Below are 12,945 nucleotides of genomic sequence, written 5' to 3' on the forward strand. Positions count from 1 at the left end.
CATCATGAATATCGATTGGGCTCAGCTGGCCTGCGGTTCCAGCTGCGCGAGTACATGTCCTGGTGCCACCTGTTCACCGGCGATCGCGCCGAGCGAGGCGACCTTGCCGGCGAACGGTGCAGAGATGGCGTGCTCCATCTTCATTGCTTCGAGCACCATCACGGTCTGCCCTGCTTCGACGATGGCGCCTTCGTCGACATTGACCGCGATCACACGGCCGTTCATTGGCGCGCGCAACACACCATCGCTTTCGCTCTCATCGTTGGCGCGAGCGCTGTCGAGGTTGTGCGACACGAACGCATAGTCGACGCCGTCGAGCTGCAGCCATAGCACGCGGTTTTCCCACACGTAGCGGTAGCGGTAGATCTGTCCGTCGATGGCGACGACGGCGGGCTCTCCGGCATGACCCGGCTGCGCATGCAACACCATCGCGTTGCCGTCGCTGTCCAGAAGCTCGAACGCATCGCGTTCCGCGCGCGCTACGGTGCCACGCCGCATGTCGGCATGATTCGTCCGGCTAGCCAGCCGGTAAGGCACCGGCAGCGGCGCGCCGTTATGCCAGCCTCGCCACACTGCGGGTTGCTGATCGGCGCGACCGGTTGCGGTCGTCGACAGCCAGGCCGCGATTGCCCACGTGTGCCGCGTCGGCTCCGACGCGCGACTTTCGTTGCTGGCGAAATGCTGGCCGATGAACGCAGTCGACACCGATTGGCCATCCACGAACGCGGGATGCCGCAGCACGCGGGCAAGGAAGGCGCGATTCGTCGACACACCGAGCAGCACGGTGTCGTCGAGGGCGCTGGCGAGTCGCTCGATCGCTTCGCTTCGCGTGCGGCCGTGCGCAATCACCTTGCCTAGCATCGAGTCGTAGAACGGGCTGATGGTCATGCCGTCTTCGAGCGCGTGGTCGCAGCGCACGTGACGACCCGGGCGCCAGAGCAGCACGTTGCCCGTGCGCGGCAGGAAATCGTCGGCCGGGTCTTCGGCGCACAGCCGGACTTCGATCGCATGGCCTTCGATGCGGATGTCTTCCTGCTTCAGCGGCAACGGCTCGCCTTGCGCCACACGCAACTGCCATTCGACGAGATCCTGACCCGTGATGAATTCAGTGACCGGATGCTCGACCTGCAGGCGGGTATTCATCTCCATGAAATAGAAATGTCCCGTGCGGTCGAGCAGAAACTCAATCGTGCCGGCCCCGACGTACCCGATTTCCCGGGCGACCGCCGCAGCCGTTTCGCCCATGCGCCGGCGTAACGCTTCATCGACGGCAGGCGACGGTGCTTCCTCGACGATCTTCTGATGCCGACGCTGAATCGAGCAGTCGCGCTCACCGAGGTAGACGACATTGCCGTGCGCATCGGCGAAAATCTGGATTTCGACATGACGTGGCTCGATCACCGCGCGCTCGAGAATCACGCGCCCATCGCCGAACGCTTTCTGTGCTTCCGAGATCGCGAGTTTCAGCGCTTCGGCCAGTGCTTCGGGCGCATCGACGCGCCGCATGCCGCGCCCACCGCCACCGGCCGAGGCCTTGACCATGATCGGAAAGCCAATGCGCGCCGCTTCCGACAGCAACAGTGCCTCGGACTGGTCGTCGCCGTCGTAGCCCGGCACGACCGGGATACCTGCTTCCGCCATCCGGCGTCGCGCGCGGGCCTTGTCGCCCATTGCGTCGATCGCATCGGCGGGAGGACCGACGAATACGAGTCCTGCTTCGGCGACACGTCGAGCAAATCCAGCGTTTTCCGACAGGAACCCGTAGCCCGGATGAATCGCTTCCGCACCGCTACGCAGTGCTGCATCGATCAGCTTGTCGATGACGAGATACGATTCGGCGGGCGTCGCACCGCCGATCGAAACCGCTGTATCGCAGGCGCGAACATGCGGGTTGTTCCGATCTGCATCCGAATGAACCGCGACGGTCGCGATGCCGAGCCGTCGCGCGGTGCGTGAGACCCGTACTGCGATTTCACCGCGATTGGCGATCAGCAGGCGAGTGAAGCGTTGTTCCTTCATGGTGTCTCCGGCAGAGCGGGTTGGGCGATCTGCCAGGTCGGAGCGCGTTTCGCAGCCAGTGCGGCTAATCCTTCATTGACGTTGCCGGAGCGCAGTGCGGTCGCGAAGTCGGCGGCGGCGGCATCGAGTACGAGTGAACGTTCGCGAATGCCCGCGTCCGCGACGATGCGCTTGGTCGCGCGCTGTGCTGCGGGCTCGGCTGCAAGTACGCGCGCAAGTTCGCTTTGCAGCAGGGCATCAATGCCTCCCGGCGACGACGTTTCGTCGACCAGACCTGCATACAGCGCTTCAGCGGCGGACAGCCGCTGACCAGTCAGCATCAGCCATCGGCCACGCGAAACGCCAGCGCGGGCAATGATGAATGGAGCGATCTGCGCGGGCGGCAGCCCGAGCGTTGTTTCAGGCATCGACAGGTGAGCGTCGGCGGCCATGATGACGCGATCGCACGCCGCGGCGAGACCGCAACCCCCGCCTATCGCTGCGCCTTCAATCACCGCGAGTGTCGGCACAGGTAGCGCGGCAAGCTTCTCGAGCAACGCACCGAACCGACGGTTGTAGATTGCGATCGGATCGCGACCGGTTGCCGGCGCAGGCTCGCGCATCAACGCCTTGAAGCCGCCGAAATCGCCGCCCGCGCAGAACGTGCCGCCCGCGCCACGCAACACGAAAGCGCGCACGCTGTCGTCGTTGGCGACGCGCTCGCATTCGACATCGAGCGCCGCGACGATATCGTCGGTCAACGCATTGCGTCTGTCGGGCCGGTTCAGTGTCGCGAACAGCACACCGCTGATCTGCGCCACGTGCAGCGGCGCATCACCGGTCGCCGGTTGAAGTGATGAGGTCATGTCTCGCATCACTCCCGGGGCAACGTGCCAAGCTTCTTGCAGATGATGCCGAGCATCACTTCGTCGGCTCCGCCACCAATCGAGAACAGGCGACTGTCGCGATAGGTACGCGAGATACTCGATTCCCACGCGAAACCCATGCCGCCCCAGAACTGCAAACAACTGTCGGTGACTTCCCTTGCGAGGCGCCCCGCTTTCAGTTTCGCCATCGATGCGAGCGCAGTCACATCGCCGCCTCCTACGTACAGTTCCGTCGCGCGATAAGTGAGCGCACGAAGCGCCTCGACCTCGGTCTTCAGTTCAGCCAGCCGATAGTGGACGACCTGGTTGTCCAGCACCGACCGACCGAAGATCTTGCGCTGCCGGGTATAGTCGACCGTTTCGTCGATCGCGCGATCGAGCACGAGCAGCGCGCCGGCGGCGCCGTACAACCGCTCTTCCTGGAACTGCAGCATCTGATAGGTGAAGCCCTTGCCTTCTTCGCCGATCAAATTGCGCCGCGGCACACGCACCTCGTCGAGGAAAATCTGCGCGGTGTCCGACGAGTGCATACCGATCTTGCGAATCTTCTTCTCGATCTGCACGCCCTTCGATTTCAACGGCACGATAATCAGCGACTTGTTGCGATGCGCCGGATCATCCGATGTATTGGCGAGGCAGCACATCCAGTCGGCCTGGGTGCCGTTGGTGATCCAGAGTTTCGTGCCGCTGATCACGTAGTCGTCGCCGTCCTTGCGTGCGGTCGTCCGGATCGCGGCAACGTCGGAGCCCGCTCCCGGCTCCGAGACACCGATACACGCAACCTGCTCGCCAGCAATGGCGGGAACGAGAAATTCCTCGCGCAACGCATCGGATCCGAAGCGTGCGAGTGCGGGCGTGGCCATATTGGTTTGCACGCCGATGGCGAGCGGCACGCCACCCGCGTGGCAAACGCCCAGTGCCTCGGCAAACGCCGTTTCATAGCTGTAGTCGAGGGCAGCGCCGCCAAAGGCCTCGGGCTTGCTGAGGCCGAGCATGCCGAGCTTGCCGAGTTCGCGAAAAACTTCGTGCGCAGGAAAGATGCCCGCATCTTCCCACTCATCGACGTGCGGATTGACTTCCTGTTCGATGAATCGCTTGACGGTACGGACGACTTCTTCGTGTTCTTGAGTGAATAGCATGATGTCTCCGGATCAGGGTCGGGCGACGCCGAACGTGAGGGGGTAAACAGTCTTGTTGCGACCGTCGCGGCATACCGACAGCGTCATCGCAATCACCCTGCGCGTGTCGCGCGGATCGATGACGCCATCGTCGAGCATGCGGCCCGAGGTATAAAACGCATGAGTCTGGCGCTCGAAGTTCGCAACGATCTTCTGACGTAACGCTTCGATGCGCTCGGTGTCGGGTTCGAGACCTTTCGCGCGCGCCGCGCCCTCCATCACGATCGACATGGTCAGCGCGGCTTGCTCCGCACCCATCACTGCGGTGCGCGCGTTAGGCCACGAGAAAAGAAACGACGGGTTGAAGCCCCGTCCGCACATGCCGAAGTTGCCCGCGCCGAACGCGGAGCCGCACAGTATGGTGATCTGCGGCACGGTTGCGTTCGAGACCGCCTGAATCATCTTCGAGCCGTGCTTGATCATGCCGGCGCGCTCGGAATCCTTGCCGACGATAAAGCCGGTGGTGTTCTGCAGATAGACGATCGGAATGTCGCTCTGGCAGCAACTCTGGATAAAGTGCGTCGCCTTGGTTGCGCCCGCCGGATCGAGTGGTCCGTTGTTCGTGATGATGCCGACCGGCATGCCGTGAATGCGCGCATGCGCACAGACCGTCGCGGGTCCGTAGAGTGGCTGGAACTCAAGCAGGTCGGATGCATCGACGATGCGCGCGATCACCTCGCGCATGTCCGCAGGTTTCTTGCCGTCGCGCGACATGATGCCGAGCAGTTCACTGGCGTCGAGCGTGGGCTCGGGGCCGACCGGCAATGCGGTCTCGCGTGCGTTCCAGCCGAGCTTGTCGACGAGTTCGCGCAGGATGCGGATGCCGTCGGCATCATCGTCCGCGAGGTATTCGGCGAGCCCCGAGACGCTCGCGTGCAGCATGGCGCCGCCGAGTTCTTCGTCAGTGGCGATCTCGCCTGTGGCGGCTTTCAGTAACGGCGGACCCGCGAGAAATGCCTTCGCCCGGTCACGCACCATCACGACATAGTCCGACAGACCCGGCATGTAGGCGCCGCCCGCAGTCGACGATCCGTGCACCAGTGTGAGCACCGGAATGCCCGCTGCGGACAGCTTCGCGAGCTGATAGAAATTGGTGCCGCCGTTGACGAATTCCTCGACGCGATATTGCATCAGGTTCGCGCCCGCCGACTCGACGAGATGGACGAACGGCAGGCGGTTATCGAGTGCGATCTTCTGCAGGCGTTGAAACTTTTCGAGCCCCATCGGCTGCAGCGCGCCGGCATCGATACCGGAATCGGCGACCACGATCATGCAGCGGGTGCCGCTCACGTAGCCGATGCCAGCGATCATGCCCGCGCCCGGGACAGACTTCTCCGGATCGCTTTCGCCGACGAGATAACCTGCGAGCGCGGCAAGTTCGAGAAAGGGCAAACCGGCATCGACGAGTAACGCGAGGCGTTCGCGCGGCAACAACTGGCCGCGCTTCGCGAACCGCGGGCGCGCCTTCGCCGATTCCTGCGCGGCACGTGCCTGCAACGTATGCAATTGGGCAATCAGCGCGGTCGTGTGCTCCGTGTTGTCCCGGACCACGGCGCTGGCTGTATTGAGGCGAGACTGGAAAACGGGCATGTCAGCTCTTGAAGATGTCTGGCGTGGTGGCGCGGTGGAAACCGTCGAACGCGCCGGTGGGTTCGGCGGGTGTCAGTGCGTAGTGGCGCCGCGCATTGGGTGCGCCGCCATCGACACGCAAACAGGTCCCGTTGATAAACGAAGCGCCGTCCGACAACAGGAATGCAATCGCAGCGGACACTTCAGCTTCGTTGCCGATGCGACCGAGCGGCACATGCTTCGGCAGACTCCGGATCAGTGGCTTCATGACGTCGGGGTACGTGTCCATACCGCTAGATGCGATCCAGCCCGGCGCCACGGCGTTCACTCTGATCCCGGCCCATTCCGCAGCAGCGGTTTCGGTGAAATTGAGCATGCCGGCACGCGCGGCGCCGCTATGCGCCATGCCGGGCATGCCTTGCCACATGTCAGCGATGATGTTGACGATGGCGCCCGACTTGCGTGGCTTCATCGATTGCGTATAGCACTCGCGCGCAACGAGGAAGCCACCCAGCAGGTTGGTGTTCAGCACCGCCTGCCAGCCTTTCGAGGTGATGTGCTCGAGCGGAGCTGGGTACTGTCCTCCGGCGTTGTTGACGAGCAGGTCGATGCGGCCGTAACGCTCGACGGTTTGCGCGACCGCGAGCCGGACCTGCTCTTCGTCGCGAATATCGCAAACGACGGCATCCGCGCGACCACCATCGTCGTGGATCTCACCGACGACATGCTGCAACTTGTCTGCATTGCGCCCAAGCAATACAACAGTTGCACCGAGCGACGCGAGTTCATGCGCACAGCAGCGGCCAATACCACTGCCGCCTCCTGTGACGAGGGCGATCCGGTCGTCGAAGCTACCGGCGCGGAGCGATGAGCGATAAGGCATGAGGTCAGTCGTCCAGAAACAGGTCGTTAGGAAACGATTTCGTGCCTGGCACGATCGCGTATTTAGAAAAGTCGGTGATACCGGCATCGGCGAGGACCTGTTCGTCGATATAGAAGTTGCCGGTGTGGGCGCGCGCATCGAGCGACAGAATCTGCGCGGCCGCGTCGGCCATGATGGCCGGCGACCGGCAGATCTCTGGCGGAACACCTGGGATCATTTGCAGCGCCGCGGTCTGGATCACGGTACGGGGCCATAGCGCATTGACCGCAATGCCTTCGGATCTGAACTCTTCAGCGTGCCCGAGCACGCACAGGCTCATGCCGTATTTCGCCATCGTGTAGGCGACATGCGGTGCAAACCACTTTGCGTTCATGTTGAGCGGCGGAGACAGGGTCAGCACGTGCGGATTGCCGTTGCGCTGCGCCGAATGCCTGAGGTACGGAAGTGCGGCTTGCGTGCAGGCATAGGTGCCGCGCACGTTGACGCCGAACATCAAGTCGAAGCGCTTCATCGGCGTGTCCGGCGTGCGGGTCAGGCCGATCGCGCTCGCGTTGTTGATCAGCACATCGATGCCACCGAAACGCTGCGCCGCCTGCTCCATCGCGGCCGCGATCTGCGTTTCGTCGCGGATATCGACCTGGAGCGGTAGACACGCGCCGCCCGCCGCCTCGATTTCAGCTGCGGCGCTGTAAATGGTACCGGGCAGCTTGGGGTTGGCCTCGGCCGTCTTGGCTGCGATCACGACGTTCGCGCCCTGGCTCGCGGCCTTCTTTCCTATCTCCAGCCCGATGCCGCGTGAGCCGCCGGTGATGAAGACCGTCTTGCCTTGCAAGGTTGTCATGGGAGTGTCCCGGATGTTGTTGTGTGAGTCTGTAGACGCATCCTAGCGCCGCTAATTTATTAAATCAATCATTTGATTGATTTACCTGAGACACACATCTAGAATTCGCATCAGTCAGGCTCACGGATATCACCCAGGAGACGCAGATGCCCGCCACACACGCGAATTCCGCGTACTACACCCCCGAACATATCGAGTTGCAGGACACCGTTCGCCGCTTTGTTGCAAAGGAGATCTCGCCGTTCGTCAACGACTGGGACGAAGCCGGCGAGTTTCCCCGCGAGCTTTATCGCAAAGCCGCGGACATCGGCCTGCTCGGGCTTGGCTTTCCCGACGCTTACGGCGGTATAGAAGACGTCAACGCGTTTCACCGGTTGCTCTGTACCGTCGAACTCGCCCGCTGCGGCTCGGGAGGCGTCGTAAGCTCGCTGATGTCGCACACGATTGGCGCGCCACCGATCGCGCACGCAGGCAGCGACGAGTTGAAATCTCGCGTGCTGCCGGGGATCCTGGCCGGCGAAAAGATTTCCGCGCTCGCGATTACCGAACCGGGCGGCGGATCGGACGTCGCTGCTCTGCGCACGAGCGCCATCCGCGATGGCGATCACTACATCGTGAGCGGCGAGAAAGTGTTCATCACGTCCGGCATGCGGGCGGACTACTACACGGTTGCAGTACGCACAGACCCGGAAGCGCGCGGAGCCAAAGGTCTGTCGCTGCTGGTGGTAGAAGGAGACACACCAGGGCTGTCGAAGACGCTGCTCAAAAAGATGGGCTGGTGGGCGTCCGATACCGCGCATCTGCACTTCGATCGGTGCCGCGTTCCCGTCGCGAACCTGATCGGTCAGGAAGGCAGCGGTTTTCCGTTGATCATGCAGAACTTCAATCTCGAGCGATTCAGCATTGCCGCATCCGCGCTCGGCTTTTCAGAAGTCTGCTATGAAGACGCGCTCGAATGGGCACGGCAGCGCAAGACGTTTGGCCAGCGCGTGGCCGATCACCAGGTCATTCGCCACAAGCTGGTCGACATGGCGACACGTATCGAGGCAACGCGAGCCTGGCTCGAACAATGCGCGTGGCAGATGGACCATACGGACAAGCGGGATCCCGCGCTGATCTCCACGATCTGCATGCTGAAGAACTTCGCGACGCAGACCATGCAGTTCTGCGCCGATACGGCGGTGCAGATTCTCGGCGGTATGGGATACATGCGTGGCACGCGGCCGGAGCGTATCTATCGGGAGGTGAAAGTGAACATGATCGGCGGCGGCACCGAGGAGATCATGAAAGATCTGGTCGCACGGCAGCTCGAATTTTGACCGGGGCAACGCAGGCTGCCTCCGGGGTTGCATCCCTGTTCAGGTGCGGGAAAGTCATCGATAATGTGCCGATCGATGGCCGGCCGTTACGGCCCTCGCCTGAACGGGACACCGAATTGACTGTATGAGCGCCATTCCTCTAGTTCCACGCAAACGCGGACGTCCGCTCAAGGGCGAAAGCGCGTCGTTGCGCGACGACCTGATTCTCACCTCCGCTAAACTGTTCCGCACCCAGGGGTATGAACGGACGACTGTCCGCGATATCGCAGCCGCGGTGGGCATTCAGGCGGGCAGCTGGTTCTATCACTTCAAGACCAAGCAGGACATTCTCGTCGCCGTGATGGAACAGGGTATGGCGAACTCTCTTGCGCGCATCGAGGCGCTCGACGTCGACAACCTGCCCGCTCGCGAGGCCTTTCATGCGTTGGTTCGCACGCATCTGAAGACAATGGTTTCGCCGGATCACGATTTCATTCCCGTCTTGCTCTATGAATGGGGTTCACTCGATGAAGACCGGAAGGTCACCGTTCTGAAATTGAAAGAGCGGTATGAAACCGTATGGGATGGCGTGATCGCCCGCCTGCATGAATCGGGAGAATGGATTGCGCCTACGCAGATCGATCGGCTGATGACATTCGGCGCATTGAACTGGGCGGTGCAATGGTACAGACCAAACGGGCCGCTCAATCTGGACGAACTGACCGACAATGCGGTGCAGTTTTTGTTGAGGAGTGAGGCGGCGCCGGCTTCAGTCACCGTTTCGGCACCTGTAGCAAAGCGGTCGCGCAAGACAAAGACCGGTTGAAGCCGACACGGTGTTGAGCGGCTTGACGTTCTGGCCGAGCGTGGCCCGCGCAGTTGGGGGTATGAAAATCAGAACAATCTTCCCCACTACCCTGGTCGCTCGCCGAGATCAGATGCAGAAGTGATTCCCCGGTAGCAGACCTTCGCGGATATCTTGCACCCATTCACTCTGTGGTATAGAGTACTCTGAAATCAACCCTACTCCCATTGCCATGTCACTCTCCTCCGAACAAGCCGCTCAGGCTTTACGTGAAGTTGAAGCGGTTGGCCAACACAGCGGCCAGCTCTATCGATATCAACGGATAGCGCCGATGTTGATGCTGTGGGGCGTGATCTGGCTGATCGGTTTTGGTCTGACTGACATTACGCCCGCGCATGCCAACTTCATCTGGATCGCGCTGGACGTCATAGGTGTGTCTGGATGCATCTACCTGGGCCAACGAGGTAAGCACGAAGGTCGGGCCGGAACGAGCTGGCGCTGGCTGGCCTCGATACTCAGTATTTTCGCGTTCTATATCCTCGCGCTCGTTATTTTTCAGCCAGCCACGGGCATGCAGTCGGCGGCATTCATCGCGCTGATCGTCTCGCTGTTTTATGTACTGGGCGGCTTTTGGCTTGGCGCTCGATTCGCCATCGCCGGCGCTTTGCTGGCCGCGCTGACGCTCATTGGTTATTTCATGCTGGCCGCGCATTTTGCCCTGTGGATGGCCGTGGCCGGTGGCGGCGCACTGATGCTGGCTGGCTTGTGGCTGCGGAGAGCATGAATGGATCAGCTGGACGACGTCATTCACCAGCCGGTGCGGCTCAAGATCATGGCCGCACTCAACGCACTGCCCAGCCGCGAGTCGATCGATTTTGTTCGACTGCGTGCGATCGTCGAAGCAACCGAAGGTAATCTCGGCGCTCATCTCGCGACGTTAGAGAAATCCGGTTACATCGAGATGGAGAAGGGTTTCGTTGGCAAGAAACCGCGAACCAGTATCGCGATGACGCCGTCGGGACGTCGCGCGTTTGATCGTTACGTCAGTCATCTGCGTGGCATTCTTGACGGTGCGACTTGAAGTGCTGCGCTCTTGCAGCGGATCGTTGCAAGAGCGCAGCACCGTTATTTCTACGTCGTTTGATGGCGCCTTGCGAAACCATCACGCCAGCTCAACCGCACTGCTCCGTTCGGCCTCAATCTTCTGCCTCAAGCTCTTCGCAGCCAGAATCATGTTGCTCAACGCCGCTTCCGTCTCTGGCCACCCCCGCGTTTTCAACCCGCAATCAGGATTGACCCACAAGCGCTCCGCGGGAATGACCTCGCAGGCACGTTCGAGCAGGCGCTGCATCGTCTCAACGCTCGGTACACGCGGCGAGTGCGTGTCATACACACCCGGACCAATGCCATTCGGGTAAGCAAACGCACCGAAGCCATCGAGCAATTCCATCGAGGAGCGCGACGTCTCGATCGTAATGACGTCTGCATCGAGCGCGGCGATCGAAGGAAGAATATCGTTGAACTCCGAATAGCACATGTGCGTATGGATCTGCGTAGCATCCGACACACCACCAGAGGAAATCCGGAACGCCCGCGTCGCCCACTCCAGATACGCCGCCCAATCGGTCTTGCGCAACGGCAAGCCTTCGCGAAACGCCGGCTCGTCGATCTGAATAATGCGAATGCCGGCCTTCTCGAGATCGATCACTTCGTCACGCATCACCAGCGCCAGTTGCAACGCGGTCGTCGAGCGCGGTTGATCATCGCGCACAAACGACCATTCGAGCATCGTCACCGGCCCCGTGAGCACACCTTTTATCAGCCGGTCCGTCAACGACTGCGCGTAGCACGCGGCATCCACGATCATCGGTTCCGGGCGATAGATGTCGCCGTAGATGATCGGCGGCTTGACGCACTGTGCGCCGTAATTCTGCACCCAGCCATTCTCCGTGAACGCATATCCCCATAGCTTCTCGGCAAAGAACTCAACCATGTCGTTGCGTTCGACCTCGCCGTGCACGAGTACATCGAGCCCGAGTTCCTCCTGTTTGCGCAACACGCTAGCGGTTTCGGCGCGCATGCGTTCGAGGTAATCGAGTGCGCGCAGTTCGCCGCGCTTGTAAGCGGCACGTGCCTGCCGGATCGCGGGTGTCTGCGGAAACGAGCCGATGGTGGTGGTCGGCAGAAGTGGGAGCTTCAGCGAATGCTGTTGCACGCGACTGCGATCTTTGAACGGGCTCTTACGGCTCGCCATCGCATCGGTGACGGCTGCGACCTTTCTCTGCACCAGCACATTCTGCACGGCGCGCGAACTGCGTCGCGCATCGAGTACATTCGCAGCGGCCGTAAGCGCCGGCGCAGCCGCGGCCGGATCATGCAAGGCAAGCGCAATCGTGCCGATTTCATCGAGCTTTTCAGTGGCAAACGAAAGCCACGACTTCAGATCCGCATCGAGTCGCTTTTCCGAAGCGAGCGACATCGGCACGTGCAGTAGCGAGCACGACGGCGCAATCCAGAGCCGGTCGCCACGTTCCGCATGAAGCGGCTGCAACGATCCGACAATCTTGCTCAGGTCGGCACGCCAGATATTTCGCCCATCGATCACACCGATCGACAACACGGCATCCGCCGGCAGCGTGCGATGCCAGGCATCGAGTTGCTGTGGCGCCCTGACCAGATCGATATGCACACCGTGTACCGGCAGTTTCGCCACGCGCGGCGCATGATCGGCCGCGGTGTCGAAATACGTCGCGAGCAATATCTTGACCTCCGATGCACCAAGCACGTCATACACCGCAGAGAACGCTTCGAGCCACTCGCCTTCGAGGTCCAGACACAGCGCAGGCTCATCGAGCTGAACCCATTCGATACCGCGTTGCTTCAGCGCTTCGAGTATGCGCATATAGCGGATCACGAGCTTTGGCAGCAGTGACAGCCGGTCAAAACCCGCCACGTGGCTCTTGGACAGCCACAGATACGTAATCGGTCCAATCAACACCGGTTTGACCGTGTGATTCAGCGCGAGCGCCTCATTGATCTCATCGAAGAACCAGTCGACGCCGCCATTGAACGTCGTATGCGGTCCCAGTTCCGGCACGAGGTAGTGGTAGTTGGTATCGAACCACTTGGTCATTTCCATCGCCGGCTGCGCCTTGTTGCCGCGCGCCAGTTCGTAATACTGGGCCAACGACAGCGCCGCGGGCTCGAACTCGAAACGCTCGGGCAACGCGCCAAGCAGCGCAGTCAGGTTGAGCATCTGGTCGTAGTAAGCGAAATCGCCGACCGTCACGAAGTCCAGTTTTGCCGCACGCTGCTGCTCCCAGTGACGCGCGCGCAATTCCTTCGCTATGCCGCGCAGATAGGCATCGTCGGATTCGCCGCGCCAGAACGATTCTTGCGCAAACTTGAGTTCGCGATGCGCGCCGATGCGCGGAAAACCATGTATGTGAGTGCGAGCCATAGCGGATCCCTGACTGAATGGCTCAC

Annotated in this window: 11 protein-coding genes; 4 read left to right on the top strand and 7 right to left on the bottom strand. The window is 61.5% G+C overall.

From position 1 onward, the window contains the following. Positions 1-21: 21 nt before the first annotated feature. From BWP39_RS05725 to BWP39_RS05750, 6 genes are read right to left on the bottom strand one after another with little or no spacing between them, the layout of a single operon-like run. A complete protein-coding gene (locus tag BWP39_RS05725) occupies positions 22-2,019 on the bottom strand; it encodes an acetyl/propionyl/methylcrotonyl-CoA carboxylase subunit alpha (RefSeq protein ID WP_096717690.1) in 1,998 nt (665 codons plus the stop codon). Then, a complete protein-coding gene (locus tag BWP39_RS05730) occupies positions 2,016-2,864 on the bottom strand; it encodes an enoyl-CoA hydratase/isomerase family protein (RefSeq protein WP_096718585.1) in 849 nt (282 codons plus the stop codon). The genes BWP39_RS05725 and BWP39_RS05730 overlap by 4 nt, the downstream gene beginning before the upstream one ends. Positions 2,865-2,872: 8 nt before the next feature. Further along, positions 2,873-4,024, bottom strand: coding sequence for an acyl-CoA dehydrogenase family protein (locus BWP39_RS05735; protein WP_096717692.1), 1,152 nt, complete (start codon positions 4,022-4,024; stop codon positions 2,873-2,875). A 12-nt stretch (positions 4,025-4,036) separates the two neighbouring features. Then, the gene (locus BWP39_RS05740; protein WP_096717694.1) at positions 4,037-5,653 is read right to left on the bottom strand and encodes an acyl-CoA carboxylase subunit beta; all 1,617 of its coding nucleotides are present in this window, start codon (positions 5,651-5,653) and stop codon (positions 4,037-4,039) included. Between the two features lies 1 nt (position 5,654). Next, a complete protein-coding gene (locus tag BWP39_RS05745; RefSeq protein ID WP_096717696.1) occupies positions 5,655-6,515 on the bottom strand; it encodes an SDR family oxidoreductase in 861 nt (286 codons plus the stop codon). A gap of 4 nt (positions 6,516-6,519) precedes the next feature. Beyond that, positions 6,520-7,356, bottom strand: a complete 837-nt coding sequence (locus tag BWP39_RS05750; protein WP_096717698.1) for an SDR family oxidoreductase — start codon at positions 7,354-7,356, stop codon at positions 6,520-6,522. Positions 7,357-7,502: 146 nt separating this feature from the next. Here BWP39_RS05750 and BWP39_RS05755 point away from each other — a divergent pair, with 146 nt between their 5' ends. The 4 genes from BWP39_RS05755 to BWP39_RS05770 all read left to right on the top strand — a co-directional run bounded on the left by BWP39_RS05755 (position 7,503) and on the right by BWP39_RS05770 (position 10,540). Beyond that, positions 7,503-8,675: an acyl-CoA dehydrogenase family protein gene (locus tag BWP39_RS05755; RefSeq protein WP_096717700.1), complete on the top strand. Its 1,173-nt coding sequence runs from the start codon at positions 7,503-7,505 to the stop codon at positions 8,673-8,675. A 124-nt stretch (positions 8,676-8,799) separates the two neighbouring features. Then, positions 8,800-9,480: a TetR/AcrR family transcriptional regulator gene (locus tag BWP39_RS05760; RefSeq protein ID WP_096717702.1), complete on the top strand. Its 681-nt coding sequence runs from the start codon at positions 8,800-8,802 to the stop codon at positions 9,478-9,480. A gap of 211 nt (positions 9,481-9,691) precedes the next feature. Further along, positions 9,692-10,243 carry a hypothetical protein gene (locus BWP39_RS05765; protein WP_133116830.1) on the top strand — a complete coding sequence of 184 codons (552 nt, stop codon included), beginning with the start codon at positions 9,692-9,694 and terminating at the stop codon, positions 10,241-10,243. Next, positions 10,244-10,540 (top strand): winged helix-turn-helix domain-containing protein, encoded by a 297-nt coding sequence (locus BWP39_RS05770; RefSeq protein ID WP_096717706.1) that lies wholly within the window; start codon positions 10,244-10,246, stop codon positions 10,538-10,540. Positions 10,541-10,621: 81 nt separating this feature from the next. Here the strand turns inward: BWP39_RS05770 and metE are convergent, their stop codons facing one another. Next, positions 10,622-12,919, bottom strand: coding sequence for a 5-methyltetrahydropteroyltriglutamate--homocysteine S-methyltransferase (gene metE, locus BWP39_RS05775; protein ID WP_096717708.1), 2,298 nt, complete (start codon positions 12,917-12,919; stop codon positions 10,622-10,624). Positions 12,920-12,945 lie beyond the last annotated feature (26 nt).

The sequence above is a fragment of the Paraburkholderia acidicola genome, from assembly GCF_002362315.1.
Taxonomy (GTDB): domain Bacteria; phylum Pseudomonadota; class Gammaproteobacteria; order Burkholderiales; family Burkholderiaceae; genus Paraburkholderia; species Paraburkholderia acidicola.

What these genes read in the sequence shown, in the direction of transcription:
- BWP39_RS05745 (WP_096717696.1), bottom strand. Translation starts at nt 6,515, where the DNA reads ATGCCTTATCGCTCATCGCTCCGCGCCGGTAGCTTCGACGACCGGATC.
- metE (WP_096717708.1), bottom strand. Translation starts at nt 12,919, where the DNA reads ATGGCTCGCACTCACATACATGGTTTTCCGCGCATCGGCGCGCATCGC.
- BWP39_RS05770 (WP_096717706.1), top strand. Translation starts at nt 10,244, where the DNA reads ATGGATCAGCTGGACGACGTCATTCACCAGCCGGTGCGGCTCAAGATC.
- BWP39_RS05750 (WP_096717698.1), bottom strand. Translation starts at nt 7,356, where the DNA reads ATGACAACCTTGCAAGGCAAGACGGTCTTCATCACCGGCGGCTCACGC.
- BWP39_RS05755 (WP_096717700.1), top strand. Translation starts at nt 7,503, where the DNA reads ATGCCCGCCACACACGCGAATTCCGCGTACTACACCCCCGAACATATC.
- BWP39_RS05765 (WP_133116830.1), top strand. Translation starts at nt 9,692, where the DNA reads ATGTCACTCTCCTCCGAACAAGCCGCTCAGGCTTTACGTGAAGTTGAA.
- BWP39_RS05725 (WP_096717690.1), bottom strand. Translation starts at nt 2,019, where the DNA reads ATGAAGGAACAACGCTTCACTCGCCTGCTGATCGCCAATCGCGGTGAA.
- BWP39_RS05735 (WP_096717692.1), bottom strand. Translation starts at nt 4,024, where the DNA reads ATGCTATTCACTCAAGAACACGAAGAAGTCGTCCGTACCGTCAAGCGA.
- BWP39_RS05760 (WP_096717702.1), top strand. Translation starts at nt 8,800, where the DNA reads ATGAGCGCCATTCCTCTAGTTCCACGCAAACGCGGACGTCCGCTCAAG.
- BWP39_RS05740 (WP_096717694.1), bottom strand. Translation starts at nt 5,653, where the DNA reads ATGCCCGTTTTCCAGTCTCGCCTCAATACAGCCAGCGCCGTGGTCCGG.
- BWP39_RS05730 (WP_096718585.1), bottom strand. Translation starts at nt 2,864, where the DNA reads ATGACCTCATCACTTCAACCGGCGACCGGTGATGCGCCGCTGCACGTG.